Below are 14,783 nucleotides of genomic sequence, written 5' to 3' on the forward strand. Positions count from 1 at the left end.
AGCCGGCGAACATCGCGAACACCACCGTGCCGAAGACCACGTAGTGGAAGTGCGCCACCACGAAGTACGAGTCGGAGACGTGGAAGTCCAGCGGCGGGGAGGCCAGGATGATGCCGGTGAGGCCGCCGAAGAGGAACGTGATCAGGAAGCCGATGCTCCAGAGCATCGGGGTCTCGAACGTGATGGAACCGCGCCACATGGTGCCGATCCAGTTGAAGAACTTCACGCCGGTGGGCACCGCGATGAGCATGGTCATGAAGGCGAAGAACGGCAGCAGCACAGAACCGGTCACGTACATGTGGTGCGCCCACACGGTCACGGACAGGGCGGCGATGGCAATCGTTGCGTAGACCAGGCCCTTGTAGCCGAAGATCGGCTTGCGGCTGAAGACCGGGAAGATCTCGGACACGATGCCGAAGAACGGCAGCGCGATGATGTACACCTCGGGGTGGCCGAAGAACCAGAACAGGTGCTGCCACAGGACGGCGCCGCCATTTTCAGGATCAAAGATGTGGGCTCCGAAGCGGCGGTCCGCGCCGAGGGCGAACAGTGCTGCGGCCAGCGGCGGGAACGCCATCAGGACCAGGATAGCCGTGACCAGGGTGTTCCAGGTGAAGATCGGCATGCGCCACATGGTCATGCCGGGGGCGCGCATGCAGATGATGGTGGTGATGAAGTTGACGGCGCCGAGGATGGTGCCGAAGCCGGACAGCGCCAGGCCGAAGACCCAGAGGTCACCGCCGATGCCGGGGCTGAATGTGGTGTTCGACAGCGGTGCGTAAGCGAACCAGCCGAACGAGGCCGCACCCTGCGGGGTGATGAAGCCGGACACCGCGATGGTGGAGCCGAAGAGGAAGAACCAGAAGGCCAAGGCGTTCAGCCGCGGGAAGGCAACGTCAGGGGCGCCGATCTGCAGCGGCATGATGACGTTCGCGAAGCCGGCGAAGAGCGGGGTGGCGAACATCAGCAGCATGACTGTGCCGTGCATGGTGAACAGCTGGTTGTACTGCTCTTTGGTCTGCAGGATCTGCATGCCGGGCTCGAACAGTTCGGCGCGGATGAGCAGTGCCATCACGCCGCCGAGGCAGAAGAACACGAAGGACGCGATCAGGTACATGTACCCGATGGTCTTGTGGTCCGTGGAGGTGATCCAGTTGACGACGATGCGCCCCTTGGATTTCGGTACTACGGGTGATGCGGGAGCTTCCAGGGTCCCGGCGGATTGAGTGTAAGTAGCCACGTCGCTCCCCTTACTTCTTCTCGGTCAGGCTCGGGTTGCGGTCGTACTCTTCGCCGAGCAGGCCCGTGTTGCCGTCCTGGCGGAGCTGGTTCATGTGCGCCTGGAATTCGGACTCCGAGACAACCTTCACGCGGAAGAGCATTTCGGAGTGGTATTCGCCGCAGAGCTCGGCGCACTTGCCGTCATAGGTGCCTTCTTTGGTGGGCGTGAACCGGATGTAGTTGGTCTTGCCCGGGATCATGTCGCGCTTCTGCAGGAAGGCGGGAACCCAGAAGGAGTGGATGACGTCGCGGGAGTTCAGTTCCACGTCGACGGACTTGCCAACGGGCAGGTAGAGCGTGGGGAGCTTCTCCTTGTCCACTGCTTCACCGGTCAGGTGTGCCTGGACGCCGGCCTCGTGGACGTCCTCGGTGATGACCTCGCCCTTCTTGTAGTTGAAGTCCCAGGCCCACTGCTTGCCGCGGACGTCAACAACGACGTCGGCCGGCTGGGAGCGGTCATCGATGGCCTGCTGGTCGCGGTCGGTGAAGTAGAAGAACACCAGGACCATGAACAGCGGAATGGTCAGGTAGAAGACCTCGAGCGGAAGGTTGAAGCTGGTCTGCCGGGGGAATCCGACGGTCCCCTTGCGGCGCCTGTACGCGACGAGGCACCAGACGATCAAGCCCCAAGTGATGATGCCCACCACGAGCGCGGCAATCCATGAGTTGACCCAGAGGTCCATGATGCGGTCGGTATTACTGGTGGTGCCACGCTCAGTAGGCAGCCACCCCTTCTCTACCACTGGCGAACATCCAGTCAAAACCAACGCGCCGGCAATTGCCAAGCCAGTGATCGTAGTGATCGTTTTGCGTCGGCTGCCGGTTCGGTTCTGCGAACTCACAGACGGCCCTTCCTACTTGTTGCTGTTGCCAAGGCGGCCTATGGCGTCCCGGGCACACTAAAAGTTTTACTACTCGGTGTAGAGCTTACCGCTCCCCGCGCGTTTTCGCCCACATGTACTCACCCGTGTGGCGGCGCCGGTTATTACCGGCGCCGCCACAGCGTGAGGAAGGGCTAACGGGCCCGTTAGTGGAACGAATCGCCGCAGGCGCATGAACCGCCTGCGTTGGGGTTGTCGATGGTGAACCCCTGCTTGGAGATAGTGTCCTCAAAGTCAATGCTGGCGCCGCTGAGGTACGGCACGCTCATCTTGTCGACCACGACCTCGACGCCGTCATAATCGCGGACGGCGTCGCCCTCCAGAAGGCGCTCGTCGAAGTAAAGCTGGTAAATCAGTCCGGAGCAGCCGCCCGGCTGCACTGCAACGCGGAGGCGGAGGTCTGTGCGGCCTTCCTGCTCAAGGAGGCTGCGGACCTTGCCTGCGGCAACGTCCGTCAGCTGAACCTCGTGGCTCGCCAGTTCGGCACTTGCCGTGCCGGTGGGTTCGGTGCTGTTTTCATTGGTCGTAGTGCTCATTGGCCTACCTTCTAACGACGGTCCTGGCGGCCCCGCGTGCACGGTGCCTGCCCCTACGGAAACGGTATGGGCTATAGCTACATGCTACGTCGATAGGACGCGTAGCTCTAACTACAGGCGTAACCAAGGCCGTTACCGACTTGTTCCCGGACAGGCCGCAGCACGCCGGAAAAACCCGGAGCCCTCAGCCAAGACCCTCACTGTTGAGACGCGCCAGGAGCAGCGCCTCCGCCACAATCGCGTTCCGAAAGTCACCAATATGGAGGGATTCGTTGGCGGAGTGTGCCCGTGAGTCCGGGTCCTCCACGCCGGTGACGAGGATCTGGGCTTCCGGATACAGCTCAGTCAGGTCCGAGATGAACGGAATGGACCCGCCGATGCCCATTTCCACGGCCGGCACACCCCAGGACTCCCCCAGCGCCCACATCGCATATGCGGCGGCCGCCGAACCCCTGTCCGTGAGGTACGCATTGCCGCTCTCCCCCGGGGTGAACACGACCTTCGCCCCGAACGGGGCATTCGCCTCGACGTGGCGCCGGACTGCCTCCATCGCTTCGGCCGGCACCTGGCCGGGGGCGAGCCGGAGGCTGAACTTTGCCCGTGCCCGGGGCACCAGCGTATTCGAGGCCACGTCAACTGCGGGAGCGTCGAAGCCGATGATGGACAGGGCCGGCTTGGTCCACATCCGGGACGCAATCGAACCGCTGCCGGCCAGTTTCACGCCGTCGAGCACCGAGGCGTCCGCCCTGTACTCTGCCTCGGTCAGGTCCACCGTGGCCTCGTCGAAGCCGACGAGCCCGTCGATGGCCACGCTGCCCTCGTCATCGTGCAGGGTTGCGATGAGACGCGACAAGAGTGTGGGGGCATCCAGCACCGGTCCGCCGTACATTCCCGAGTGCACCGCATGCTCGAGGACCTGGACTTCGATGGTTCCGTCGATCAGGCCACGGAGGCTCGTGGTGAGCGCCGGGACGCCCACCTTCCAGTTGCTGGAATCCGCCACGACAATGACGTCGGCGCGCAGCAGCTCCTGGTGGGTTTCCAAGAACGTGCGGAAGGTCGGCGAGCCCGCTTCTTCCTCTCCTTCGAAGAACAGGGTCACGCCCAGCCCGAATTGGTCACCCAGCACGCGGGTCACGGCAGCGTAGGCAGCGACGTGCGCCATGATTCCGGCTTTGTCGTCGGCGGCGCCGCGGCCGTAGAGCCGCCCTTCGCGTTCGACGGCGGTAAAGGGCTCTGATTCCCACAGCGCCGGATCGCCCGGCGGCTGCACGTCGTGGTGGGCATAGAGCAGGACCGTCGGCTTGCCTTCTGCTGCTTCACGGCGGGCCACGACGGCCGGTCCCCCGGCCGTTCCGTCCTCTTTATTGCACCGGAGTATGCGGACGTCCTGGAAACCGGCGCCACGAACCAATACGGCAGCGGCTTCGGCGCTGCGGTCCAGCTCTGCGGGAGCGAAGCTGGCCCAGGCGATACCGGGGATGCTGACCAGGTTCTTCAGGTCGGACATGGTGGCCTCAAAGCCGGCGTTGACGGCATTCCGCAGGGCGTCCGTGTCGACGCCGGCAACCGAACTGCCCGATTGTTGCGGGGTGGCCGCTGATGTTGAAGTCATGGCCAAAACACTACCCGTGGCGCAGCCCACAACGTACAAGACGCCGCCGGCCTCGCCAGCGCGTGTCACGCCGGGCAGTGCCCGGCCCTAGGCATGACGGGCAGCCGGGCCCTGCAAGGTATTCTGTTTTGGTGTTTGGACGTAAAAAAGAAGCGCCAGCGGCGCAGGACGTAGTAGACCAACAGGCTGCCGATGCAGCTGCCCGGCAGCCCGGGGTCATGGGCAAGGGTGCACCCACGCCCAAGCGCAAGGCGCAGGAAGCGGCACGCAAGCGGCCGCTCGTGCCCGAGGACCGCAAGGCCTCGAAGGCGGCGGAACGTGCCGCTGTCCAGGAGCAGCGCCTGAAAATGCGCCACGCGCTCGATACCGGTGACGAGAAGTTCCTCCCGATCCGCGACAAGGGGCCGCAAAAGCGGTTTGCCCGCGACTATGTCGACGCGCGGTTCAGCCTCGGTGAGTACCTCATGTTCGGTGCGTTGGTCTTTGTGATCATCTCGCTGGTGGTTCCGTCCACCAGCGAACAGATGATTTATGTCCTCGGTGGGTTCTGGGTCATGTTCCTGGCAGTCTTCGTGGACGTGTTCATCCTGTCCCGGCAGCTTCGCAAGAGGCTGATTCAGAAGTTCGGCGAGGTGGAGCGCGGCACCGTCTGGTATGGCTCGATGCGCTCCCTGCAGTTCCGGAAGCTTCGCCTCCCCAAGCCGCAGGTCCGCCGCGGCCAGTTCCCGTCCTGACCAACAGTTTTCCATGCTCCGGGCCCGTTTCCGGATCCGACGCAGAACACAGCAGCCCCCGGCGGTCTTACCGCCGGGGGCTGCTGTGTTCCTGCACAAGGAAACCGCGGGCTGTCTCAGCCGGCGCGCCGGGCTTTGGCCAGCCGCCTGTTGATGCGCGCTGCCCAGAACGGCCCTTCATAGAGGAAGGCCGTGTAGCCCTGCACGAGGGTGGCACCGGCATCCAGCCTGTCCTGGACGTCCTGGGGCGTCTCCACCCCGCCTACGGAAACCAGCGTCAACTGGCCGGCCGTTGCGTCCTTGAGCCGGCGCAGCACCTCCAGCGAGCGGGACTTCAGCGGCGCCCCGGACAGCCCGCCTGCTCCGCAGGCTTCAATCTTTTGGCTGTCGGACTTCAGGCCCGTCCGTCCGATGGTCGTATTCGTGGCGATGATGCCGTCCAGTCCAAGGTCCAGCGCGAGCCGGGCGACGTCGTCGATGTCCTCGTCGCTGAGGTCCGGGGCGATCTTGACCAGCAGGGGCACGTGGCGCCCGGCTGCTTTGTCGGCTTCCTCCCCCACGGCAGTCAAGAGGGGCCGCAGGGTCTCCACGTTCTGCAGGAGCCGGAGGCCCGGTGTGTTGGGAGAACTCACGTTCACTACGAGGTAGTCGGCCGCCGGAGCGAGGCTGCGCGCGCTGATGAGGTAGTCCTCCACGGCGTCCTCGAGTTCCACGATTTTGCTTTTGCCGATGTTAACCCCGATGAGGGGACGAACCTTGGGATGACGCCGTTGCAGGGCAGCCCGGGCTGACTTGAGGCGCGGTGCCACGGCCGCAGCGCCGTCGTTGTTGAATCCCATCCGGTTGATGACTGCACGGTCTTCGATGAGCCGGAACAGCCGCGGCTGCTCATTGCCGGGCTGCGCACGGCCGGTGATGGTGCCCACCTCGACATGGCCGAAGCCGAGTTCAGTCAGGGCCTCGATGCCGTGGCCTTCCTTGTCAAAGCCGGCGGCGAGTCCGAACGGCGACGGGAACGTGAGGCCGAATGCACTCGTCTGCAGGGATGCGGGCGGGGCCGTAAAACGTGCCAGCAGCCGCCCCGCTCCGGAGGAATGGGCCAGCCGGATGCCCTTGAAACCGATTTTGTGGGCGCGTTCGGCGTCCATCCATGAAAAGGCCAGCCTGAAGAAAGTGGGATATACGCGCATGCCTCTAGTTTTCCGTCTTCGGCGGTGCAGACCAAACCAGTCCCGGCACGTGTCGGCCACACAGCAGCGGAAAGTCTAGTCTGGTGCCATGGAGTGGCAGAGCGACATCCTCGGCGAGGGGTTCGAATCCCATGCCTTCGAGGCTGTGGGCGCCGACGGCGTCACACGGACCGCGACGCTTGTCCGGTACGCCCCGCTGACGGACCCCGCCCTTCCCGCGGCGCCACGGGAGCCGCGCCGCGCGGTGCTGTTCCTGCACGGCTGGAGCGACTACTTCTTCAATGTTGAACTGGCCCGCTTCTGGAGCGGCCAGGGCTTCGAGTTCTTTGCCTTGGACATGCACAACCACGGCCGCAGCCTGCGGCCCGATACGCACGGCGGGTACGTTGCCGACCTCGCAAACTACGACGCCGAAATCGGCACCGCAGTCGGCATGATCACTGCGATGCAGCCCACGGACCCGCTGTCCCTTGCCATGATGGGGCATTCCACCGGAGGCCTCGTGGCGGCCCTGTGGGTGAGCCGGAATCCTGGGGTGGTTTCACAGCTGGTCCTGAACAGCCCGTGGCTGGAAATGCACGGCAGTTCCCTGGTCCGGCGGGCCGCGTGGACCATGGTGGAGCCCCTCGCCCGGCTGCGGCCGGAGGCTGTGCTCCGGCTGCCCGAACGCGGCTTCTACTGGCGCAGCATCAGCAGCTCCGCCGAAGGGGAATGGACCCTGGATGACAAGTACCGGCCTCCCATGGCCTTTCCGGTCCGTGCCGGCTGGCTCAGCGCCGTCCTTGCCGGCCAAGCCCAGGTGGCGCGCGGGCTCGGCATCGACATCCCCATCCTGGTCCTTATTTCGCGGGCCAGCGAGAACGGTCTGGTCTGGTCCGAGGAGATGCGCAGGACGGATGCGGTGCTGGACGTCAACGTCATCGCCGTACGGGCCCTGTCACTGGGCCGGAGCGTGTCCGTGGAGCGTATCGATGGCGCCCTTCACGACGTGTTCCTCTCCCGCGCCGAGGTCCGGGCCGACGCCTACCGGCGGCTCACTCGGTGGATCCGCGGCTATGCGGACGCCTGACCCTAGGCGGCTGTGAATTGCGCCCAGAAGGGCAAGGGATCCACTGGGCCAACCGGACTTTTCTGCCGCTCTGCAGCTGCTAGCCGGCCTGGTGGGCAGCCGCTCCTGTGTCGGGGGCGGCATCCACCGCTCCCCCGTAGCGGCGGTCCCGCTGGGCGTAGATGCCCACGGCATCCCAGAGCGTGCGGCGGTCGACGTCCGGCCAGAGCGTGTCCAGGAATACGAACTCCGCGTACGCCGACTGCCAGAGCATGAAGTTGGACAGCCGCTGCTCCCCCGAACTGCGCAGGAACAGGTCGACGTCGGGCAGGTCCGGTTCGTCGAGGAACTTCTGGACCGTTTTCTCCGTGATGGAACCGGGCTTAAGCCGTCCGGCGGCGACTTCTTCGGCAATCGCCGTTACGGCGTCGGCAATCTCGGCGCGGCCGCCGTAATTAACACACATGGTTAACGTGCACGTGCTGTTTCCGGCGGTGTAAGCCTCGGCCTCTTCCAGCTCGCGGATCACCGATCCCCACAGCTTGGGCCGGCGGCCCGACCAGCGGACCCGCACGCCCCATTCGTCCAGCTGGTTCCGCTGCCTGCGCAGCACATCCTTGTTAAATCCCATCAGGAAGCGCACTTCCTCCGGGGAGCGCCGCCAGTTTTCCGTGGAGAACGCATAGACGGTGACGTACTTGATGCCGAGTTCAATGGCGCCGGCCACGACGTCCAGCAGCGCGGGCTCCCCCGCCTTATGGCCCTCGATGCGGGGCAGCCCCCGCTGGTTGGCCCAGCGTCCGTTGCCGTCCATGACGATCGCCACGTGCCGGGGCACGAATTCCGCCGGGATCGCCGGGGCGACGGCACCCGAAGGGTGCGGATATGGAGGCACCACGGGAGCGGTGCGGCGCCGGGCAGGGGTGGTCTTCTTTCCCAAGGACACTGTTAGGTACGCTCCACATGTTTGAGGGATTTCAGGACACGCTCAAGGTGCCACTGCAGATAACTGGCCACGAGGCCTGCCGCTTCCCGCCGGTGCAGCGGCAGTGAGGAATCCGCCGTCGTCCAGTTTCCGGTGAGCAGGGCACCCAACAGCGCCACCGTCTCGGCGGCCGGCGCAGCTGATCCGGGCGGCCGGCACTCGCCGCAGACCATGCCGCCCAGCGGCGCGGAGAACGCGTTGTGGGGTCCCGCTGCACCGCAGCGCGCGCAGCGGGTGAAGCTGGGGGCCCAGCCGCCGGTGGCCAGGGCGCGCAATAGGTACGAGTCCAGGATCAGTTCCGGCGTGTGGTCCCCGCGGCTCAGCGCCGCAAGCGCGCCGACAAGCAGGTTGTACTGCGCCGTTCCCGCCTCGCCGTCGACGTCCGTCAGCTTTTCGGCGGTCTCCGTCATGGCGGCGGCGACTGTGTACCGGCCGTAGTCGGCGGCGATGTTCCCGCCGTAGGCCCCCTTGGCCACGGCCTGCGTGACGATGTCCAGGGATTTGCCGGACACGAGCTGCAGATCCGCAACCATGAAGGGTTCGAGCCGGGCGCCGAAGCGGCTGCTGGTGCGGCGGACGCCCTTCGCGACCGCCCTCACCTGGCCGTGGTGCTTCGTCAGCAGCGTGATGATCCGGTCCGCTTCGCCCAGTTTATGGGTACGCAGCACTACGCCCTCATCGCGGTAGGCACGCGCTGCAAATGACTGTTGGATCACGCTTTATCTTCGCACTGTCCGCCGGAAAACCCTGCCTTCCGGTGTGCAGGTGCGCCGCCGGGACCGGCGGCGCACCTGCACAGGCCCTTACGCCTGGGCGTCCCGGACGGCGCGGTTCACGGCCGAAATGACGGCCTTCAGCGAGGACATGCTGGTGTTCGGGTCAATGCCGATGCCCCACAGTACCCGCTCACCGACGGCGCATTCGACGTAGGCCGCGGCGCGGGCGTTTCCGCCTTCCGAGAGGGCGTGCTCGCTGTAGTCCAGCACGCGGACATCCACGCCGTCCTGGCCGAGGATGTCCAGCAACGCAGCGATGGGGCCGTTGCCGGTTCCGGTGCGCCTGACCTGGACGCCGTCCACGGTGAGGGTGGTGTGCAGGGTCATGGAACCGTCGTCATCGGTTTCCGTCTTGACTGTTCCCAGGGAGTAGCGGCCCCACTGGCGGTCGGACGAATCGGACGGCAGGTATTCGTCCTGGAAGACCTGCCACAGCTGGGCGCCGCTGACCTCGCCGCCGTGGGTGTCGGTGCGGCGCTGGATGACGCCGGAGAATTCGATCTGGGCGCGGCGGGGCAGGTCCAGGCTGTGCTCGTTCTTCAGCAGGTAGGCCACCCCGCCCTTGCCGGACTGCGAGTTCACGCGGATGACGGCTTCGTAACTGCGGCCCAGGTCCTTCGGGTCGACCGGCAGGTACGGGACCTGCCAGGTGAAGTCGCTGACATCCGTCCCTGCCGCTGCGGCGTCCTTCTCCAGGGCTTCGAAGCCCTTCTTGATGGCATCCTGGTGGGAACCGGAGAACGCCGTGAAGACGAGGTCGCCGCCATAGGGGGCCCGCTCGGCCACGGGCAGCTGGTTGCAGTACTCCACCGTGCGGCGGATTTCGTCGATGTCGGAGAAGTCGATCATCGGGTCAATGCCCTGGACGAACATGTTCAGCCCCAGGGTAACCAGGTCCACGTTGCCGGTCCGCTCGCCGTTGCCGAACAGGCAGCCCTCGATGCGGTCGGCTCCGGCCAGGTAGCCGAGCTCGGCGGCGGCGACGCCGGTCCCGCGGTCGTTGTGGGGGTGCAGGGACAAAATGATGCCCTCGCGGGGGTGCAGGTGGCGGCTCATCCATTCGATGGAATCCGCGTAGACATTCGGCGTGGCCATCTCGACAGTGGCCGGCAGGTTGATGATGACCTGGCTGTCCGCGGACGCTTCGAAGACATCGGCCACAGCGTTGCAGACGCGGACGGCGTATTCGAGTTCGGTTCCCGTGAAGGATTCCGGTGAGTACTCGTAGGTGATGTGCGTATCCGCCAGCGTTTCCTCGTACTTCTTGCACAGGCGTGCGCCCTGCAGTGCGATGTCCAGGATGCCGTCCTCGTCCTGGTTGAAGACCACACGGCGCTGCAGGACCGACGTCGAGTTGTAGAGGTGGACGATGGCCTGTTTGGCGCCGACCAGGGACTCGTAGGTCCGCTCGATCAGGTGCTCGCGGGCTTGCGTCAGCACCTGGATGGTGACGTCGTCCGGGATGTGGTTGCCTTCGATCAGCTGGCGGACGAAGTCGAAGTCGGTCTGCGAGGCGGACGGAAAGCCCACCTCGATTTCCTTGTAGCCCATGCGTACCAGCAGCTCGAACATCTTCATCTTGCGGGCCGGGCTCATGGGGTCGATCAGGGCCTGGTTGCCGTCCCGCAGATCCACGGCGCACCAGCGCGGTGCCTTGGTGATGACTTTGTCGGGCCACGTCCGGTCCGGCAGTTCAACAGTGATCTGGTCCTGGAACGGGATGTAGCGGTGGACGGGCATTCCGGAGGGCTTCTGTGCGTTTCGCATTACTATCGGGGCCTTTTCTGTGATTCCTGAGTGAAAGGTGGCCGGGCAACACAAACTCCGCGACGAGGGTGGGCCTTGCGCTAGATCGCGTCTGAGGCCTCGCCGCGGCAGCTAAGAAGAAGCAGTTCTGCGCGCACCATTTCACAGTAACACGGGTGCGTAAGATGAAGGAGCAACACCTCGCAACGTCCACCATGCAGACGCTGCACCGGTGCCAGCGCCGGCGGCAGCCCGTCATCGAAGGAGCTTCTGTGCCACATTCGGGGATCGCCCTGTCAAATATCGACCACAGCGTCCGGCCGCAGGACGACCTGTACCAGCACGTGAACGGGGCATGGCTCAAGAGCACCACCATCCCGGATGACCGCCCGCTGGAGGGAACCTTCACTGCCCTGCGGGACGGGGCGGAACTCGCGGTCCGGGAGATTATCGAGGAAGCCGCCGGCAAGGGACCCGCGGCCAGCGGCATTGAACGCAAGATCGGCGACCTCTACAACAGCTTCATGGACGAAACCGCCGTCGAAGCCAAGGGGATGGACCCGATCCGCGCCAGGCTGGACGAGGTGTTCGCCACGACCAGCATCGCAGAGCTCATTGCCCTTGCCGGACGGCTTTTCCGGGCGGACGTGTCCGGCCTCTTCTACATTTACCCCGCCCCGGACGCCGGAAATCCCGACCGGGTGCTGCTGTACACCGGCCAGGGCGGACTGGGGCTTCCCGACGAGTCCTACTACCGCGAGGAAAAGTTCGTCCCGACCGTGGAGGCGTACCGGGATTACGTGGGCACCATGTTCGGCATGGCGGGCATCGCCGATCCTGCGGCGGCAGCGGCCCGGGTCGTCGCCCTGGAAACCGCCCTTGCCTCGCACCACTGGGACAACGTCACGCTCCGGGACCCGCAAAAGACCTACAACCTGAGGTCCGCGGAGCAGCTGAATGAACTGTTCCCCCTGCTGGACACCTGGTTCGAGGCGGCGGACATCGTTCCGGACAAACGCCAGGAGATCGTGGTCAGCACGCCCGATTTCTTCGCCGGCGCCGCGGCGCTGCTGGTCTCGGAATCCCTGCCCGTGTGGCAGGAGTGGCTGGCCCTGCGCGTTATCAACTCTGCGGCCCCTTACCTTTCCTCGGCCTTCGTCGACGCGAACTTCGCGTTCTACGGCACCACGATCAGCGGCACACCCCGGAACAAGGACCGCTGGAAGCGGGGGGTCGCGGTCGTCGAAGCAGCCCTGGGCGAAGCCGTGGGGCAGATCTACGTTGCCCGGCACTTCCCCGAGAGCCACAAGGAGCGCATGCAGACCCTCGTGGCCAACCTGATCGAGGCCTACCGGCAGAGCATCACGGACCTTACGTGGATGGGCGAGGACACAAAAGCGGAGGCGCTCCGCAAGCTCGGGGCCTTCCGCGCCAAGATCGGCTACCCGGACGAGTGGATCGACTATTCGGCTGTCACCATCGATCCCTCGGACCTGCTCGGCAACGTCGAACGCGCCCATAATGCCGACGTCGACCGCCACCTTGACGAGGTGGGCAAGCCCGTCGACCTGAACAAGTGGCTCATGACGCCGCAGACGGTCAACGCCTACTACCACCCGATGCTCAACGAGATCGTGTTCCCGGCGGCGATCCTGCAGCCGCCGTTCTTCACCGCGGACGCTGACGACGCCGTCAACTACGGAGGAATCGGAGCGGTGATCGGCCACGAGATCGGCCACGGGTTCGACGACCAGGGCTCCCAGTTCGACGGCACGGGCGAACTGCGCAACTGGTGGACCGAGGATGACCGCAAGGCGTTCGAGGCGCTGACCAGCCGCCTGGTCGACCAGTACAACGTGCTCTCCCCGTCGGCGGCACCCGGTCACACCGTGAATGGACGGCTGACCCTGGGCGAAAACATCGGCGACCTCGGCGGCCTCACCATCGCCTACAAGGCATACCGGCTCAGCCTCGACGGGCAGGAACCACCGGTGCTGGACGCGCTGACAGGCGAGCAGCGGTTCTTTGCCTCGTGGGCGGCGGCCTGGCGCCAGGTTATCCGCGGGGAGGAGGCGATCCGGCGGCTGGCCACGGACCCGCACTCCCCCAATGAATTCCGCACCAACGCCATCGCCAGGAACCTGGACGCCTTCCACGCCGCGTTCAGCGTCACCGAAGAGGACGGGATGTGGATGCCCCCGGAGGAACGCGTCAGCATCTGGTAGAACGGCAAAATGCCGGGCCAACCATTGGTTGGCCCGGCATTTTCATGACCGGTTCATGTCGGATCAGGTTAGCCTGCGCCGGCTGCGACGATCAGTTCCGGGTTTGCCGTCTGGCAGGTGGCATCCTTGGCCGTCTGGTTGACGATGTCCTTGGGAACCGATGCCTTGCCGTACTTGGACCCCGAGGCGAAGTCGGCACCAAGATACAGCTGGACTCCGGAGACCCCCGGCGACGGCGCCACCTGGCTGGCCGGAATGCCGAACAGTGCGGCGACGTCTGCCGCCACATCGGCGAAGTCGGTGCCGTAGTACACCATGGTTTTCGGTGTGGGACCCGCTTCCAGCTGTCCCGTCTGCGTGAAGCCGCCCGTGACCAGCGCATCCACGATCTCCTGCGCCCGTGTGGGCACCGCGGTTCCGTTGGCTACGGTAACCGGCTGCAGCGACTTGTCGTACGGCGCTGCCGGAGTGGTGGGCGTGGGTGTGGCGGAAGGCGCCGCCGGAGTGGTCGGCTTCGGCGAGGCGGACGGCGACGGGCTCTGCTTGCCGTCCGGATCCGTCAGGTCGATGTCCTTCTTCAGCGCGGCGAAAAGCTGCGAGGCAGCCGGCTGGGCCGGCTCCAGCCTGTTGGGATCGCTTGCGGCGGGGACCGTCGGCACCGCAACGAACGCCACTTTGCTGACATCGATCGTCTTGAGGCGGTTGCCGATGGTGATCATCGCCGGCACGGACGAAAGGCCTTCGTCGACGGTGAGGTTCTGCGTCACCACGTCGGCGATATTGAGCATCTTCACCGGATCGGACAGGGTGCCGTCGTCCTTGATCTTGCGGGTCAGCGAAGACAGGAAGCCCTGCTGGGCCTTGATGCGGCCAAGGTCGCCGCCGTCGGCGAAGGCGTGACGGGTGCGCAGGTAGGCAAGGGCCTGCTCGCCCTGGACCTGGGACTTGCCCTTCGGAAGCCGCAGCCGGGAGTCCGGGTCATACACGGCGTCGCTGATGCAGACCTCCACACCGCCGACGGCGTTTGACAGCTCCTTGACGGCGTTGAAGTCGGCCATCATGAAGTGGTCCACCTCGAGTCCGGTGAGCTTGTTCACGGTGTCCACGGCGCAGCCGATGCCCGCTTCACCCATGGCCTCGTTGATCATGACTCCGGTGCGCGCCGGAAACTCCTTGCCCGTCTTCTGGTCCGTACACCGGGGGATGTCGACGAGGAGGTCGCGGGGGAAGCTGACGACGCTGACGCGTTTGTTGTCCTCCGAGATGTCCATGAGCATCATGACATCCGACTTGCCGTAGCCCTTCGAATCGTCGGCGGTGCCGTAACCGGAGTTCTTGCCGTCCCGGGTATCGGACCCCAGGATAAGAATCTGCAGGCGGCCCGTCGCATCGTCCACGGTGTCGGTCTTGTTGCTGCCCGCCCCGAGGGCAGACGAGGAAATGTTCATCTGCAGCCTGAAGTACCAGTAGCCGGCGAATGCGAGGCCGCCCAGCAGGACGACGGCGACGACGGCGGTGGTCACTTTCAGCCACACGGGCCTGTGGCGCGGGTTCAGATGCCGGGCAGCGCCAAGGCGGGCGTCTCCGGCATGCCGGGCAGCTGGCTGGGACCGGGCAGGTGTGCCCGGCCCTTGGGCGCGGTTGTCGCGGCGTAGCACCAAAGGGTGTACCTTCCTCTAAAAACGAAATCCGGCCTATTTTAGTAGCCGAGTCTGGGAAAACGCCGTAAGCGCACCCAGCTCCGGCGTGGGAACGCCGGGAAAAGA

At 65.3% G+C, this 14,783-nt stretch carries 12 protein-coding genes; 3 read left to right on the forward strand and 9 right to left on the reverse strand.

From position 1 onward, the window contains the following. The 4 genes from JYA52_RS14420 to JYA52_RS14435 form a co-directional block, all read right to left on the reverse strand. Window positions 1-1,240: cbb3-type cytochrome c oxidase subunit I (locus JYA52_RS14420; protein ID WP_205653865.1), on the reverse strand; the 1,240-nt coding region annotated here is incomplete at its 3' end. Window positions 1,241-1,250: 10 nt separating this feature from the next. Next, on the reverse strand, window positions 1,251-2,123 hold the full coding sequence (ctaC, locus tag JYA52_RS14425) for an aa3-type cytochrome oxidase subunit II (RefSeq protein WP_205653866.1): 873 nt from the start codon (window positions 2,121-2,123) through the stop codon (window positions 1,251-1,253). A 185-nt stretch (window positions 2,124-2,308) separates the two neighbouring features. After that, the gene (locus tag JYA52_RS14430) at window positions 2,309-2,698 is read right to left on the reverse strand and encodes a HesB/IscA family protein (RefSeq protein ID WP_205653867.1); all 390 of its coding nucleotides are present in this window, start codon (window positions 2,696-2,698) and stop codon (window positions 2,309-2,311) included. A 184-nt stretch (window positions 2,699-2,882) separates the two neighbouring features. Then, the gene (locus JYA52_RS14435) at window positions 2,883-4,313 is read right to left on the reverse strand and encodes a dipeptidase (protein ID WP_205653868.1); all 1,431 of its coding nucleotides are present in this window, start codon (window positions 4,311-4,313) and stop codon (window positions 2,883-2,885) included. A gap of 131 nt (window positions 4,314-4,444) precedes the next feature. Between JYA52_RS14435 and JYA52_RS14440 the strand changes: the two genes are divergently transcribed. Next, complete coding sequence (locus JYA52_RS14440) at window positions 4,445-5,047, forward strand: DUF3043 domain-containing protein (protein ID WP_205653869.1); 603 nt, start codon at window positions 4,445-4,447, stop codon at window positions 5,045-5,047. 116 nt (window positions 5,048-5,163) lie between these two features. On the opposite strand, the gene JYA52_RS14445 is transcribed toward JYA52_RS14440, so the two are convergent. Beyond that, window positions 5,164-6,237 (reverse strand): quinone-dependent dihydroorotate dehydrogenase, encoded by a 1,074-nt coding sequence (locus tag JYA52_RS14445; RefSeq protein WP_205653870.1) that lies wholly within the window; start codon window positions 6,235-6,237, stop codon window positions 5,164-5,166. Between the two features lie 88 nt (window positions 6,238-6,325). Between JYA52_RS14445 and JYA52_RS14450 the strand changes: the two genes are divergently transcribed. After that, a complete protein-coding gene (locus JYA52_RS14450) occupies window positions 6,326-7,306 on the forward strand; it encodes an alpha/beta fold hydrolase (RefSeq protein ID WP_205653871.1) in 981 nt (326 codons plus the stop codon). 79 nt (window positions 7,307-7,385) lie between these two features. Here JYA52_RS14450 and JYA52_RS14455 read toward each other — a convergent pair whose 3' ends face one another. The 3 genes from JYA52_RS14455 to leuA form a co-directional block, all read right to left on the reverse strand. Further along, complete coding sequence (locus JYA52_RS14455) at window positions 7,386-8,231, reverse strand: isoprenyl transferase (protein ID WP_205653872.1); 846 nt, start codon at window positions 8,229-8,231, stop codon at window positions 7,386-7,388. 2 nt (window positions 8,232-8,233) lie between these two features. Then, window positions 8,234-8,986, reverse strand: a complete 753-nt coding sequence (recO, locus tag JYA52_RS14460) for a DNA repair protein RecO (RefSeq protein ID WP_205653873.1) — start codon at window positions 8,984-8,986, stop codon at window positions 8,234-8,236. An 87-nt stretch (window positions 8,987-9,073) separates the two neighbouring features. Then, on the reverse strand, window positions 9,074-10,813 hold the full coding sequence (gene leuA, locus JYA52_RS14465) for a 2-isopropylmalate synthase (protein ID WP_205653874.1): 1,740 nt from the start codon (window positions 10,811-10,813) through the stop codon (window positions 9,074-9,076). A gap of 251 nt (window positions 10,814-11,064) precedes the next feature. Here leuA and JYA52_RS14470 point away from each other — a divergent pair, with 251 nt between their 5' ends. Further along, window positions 11,065-13,017 carry a M13 family metallopeptidase gene (locus JYA52_RS14470; RefSeq protein ID WP_307869391.1) on the forward strand — a complete coding sequence of 651 codons (1,953 nt, stop codon included), beginning with the start codon at window positions 11,065-11,067 and terminating at the stop codon, window positions 13,015-13,017. A 68-nt stretch (window positions 13,018-13,085) separates the two neighbouring features. On the opposite strand, the gene JYA52_RS14475 is transcribed toward JYA52_RS14470, so the two are convergent. Further along, window positions 13,086-14,678 (reverse strand): LCP family protein, encoded by a 1,593-nt coding sequence (locus tag JYA52_RS14475; RefSeq protein ID WP_205653875.1) that lies wholly within the window; start codon window positions 14,676-14,678, stop codon window positions 13,086-13,088. Between the last annotated feature and the right edge of the window lie 105 nt (window positions 14,679-14,783).

It is taken from the genome of Arthrobacter pascens (assembly GCF_017052465.1).
In the GTDB taxonomy this organism is placed as follows: Bacteria; Actinomycetota; Actinomycetes; order Actinomycetales; family Micrococcaceae; genus Arthrobacter; species Arthrobacter pascens.